This window comes from Campylobacter lari, assembly GCF_004357905.1.
Classification (GTDB): domain Bacteria; phylum Campylobacterota; class Campylobacteria; order Campylobacterales; family Campylobacteraceae; genus Campylobacter_D; species Campylobacter_D lari_D.
This window is the reverse complement of the sequence record NZ_SMTT01000022.1, coordinates 1-1,144: the sequence shown is the minus strand read 5'-3', so window position 1 is coordinate 1,144 and position 1,144 is coordinate 1. Positions and strand designations below refer to the sequence as shown.

General features: G+C 27.1%; 1 pseudogene. It reads left to right on the top strand.

From position 1 onward, the window contains the following. Nucleotides 1-1,144, top strand: a pseudogene (locus tag E2O22_RS08000) (hypothetical protein); the annotation flags it as partial.

Below are 1,144 nucleotides of genomic sequence, written 5' to 3'. Positions count from 1 at the left end.
TATAGCAATTAGCTCTTTAGTCTATGCTAATAATGGAAGTATTATCATAGCTAAAAATGATATAGAAAAGGTTATAGAATTATCTCCTGATAGAAACCTCCCTCAAAACAAAGCTATCAAAGAAAATCTAAAAACCAAAGATGATTATAAAAAAACTCAAGAAGCTAAAAAAGACTTTGAAGAAAAAAAGAAAGAATTAAAAGAAAAATTTAATCAAGAAGATAAAACTAATGAGGAAGCTAACAATCAAACTAATAATAACACTACCAACCCAAATAACCAAACTAACACTAATACAAACAATGACAAAGCTAACACTAACTCTAGTATAAATAATCAAACAAACAATAATTTTAATTCAACTAATAATAGCTTTAATACCAATAATGCTTCAAACAATCATAGTTTTAATAACAACACTACCAAATTAAACAATCAAACCAATACCAACAATAATACAAGTAATCCAAATAATCAAACAAACAATAGTTCTAACACTAACTCTACTAACTCAAGTAATCAAACTAATACTACCACCACTAAAGAAGTAATAACCAAATACAAATTCATCATCACTAATGAAAACACTAGCTTTGAAAAGCTAGGTATTAAAGAAGAAGATTTACAAATACTCATTAGTGAGTTTAGCACTAGAAAATTTAGTTTGCAAGATTTACAAGATATATCTAATATTATTGCTTATTATTTCCAAGTTAATGGCTATCCTGCTGCAACAGCTTATGTACCCCAACAAGAATTTGAAGATAGTGTACAAATAAACATAGCCTTAGGAACATTAGGTAAGTATATAATAAAGAATAAAACTACTATAAAAGATTATTTTATTGAAAGTAAGCTTAATGAAAGAATCAAAGGTAAAATCATCTCTACTAAATTAATAGAAGATAGTGTATATAAAGTCAATGAAATGTATGGCATTCAAACCCTAGCAGGCTTACAAGCAGGAGAGAATGTAGGAGAAACTGATATAGTTATAGAAGTAGTTCCTGATACTAAGGCTAATGTATTATTATATGCTGATAATTATGGTATTAAAAGTGCAGGGGATATTAGAGCTGGTATTAGTATGGGATTTAATTCTATACTTAATATGGGAGATTATTATAATTTTTACTTACAATCA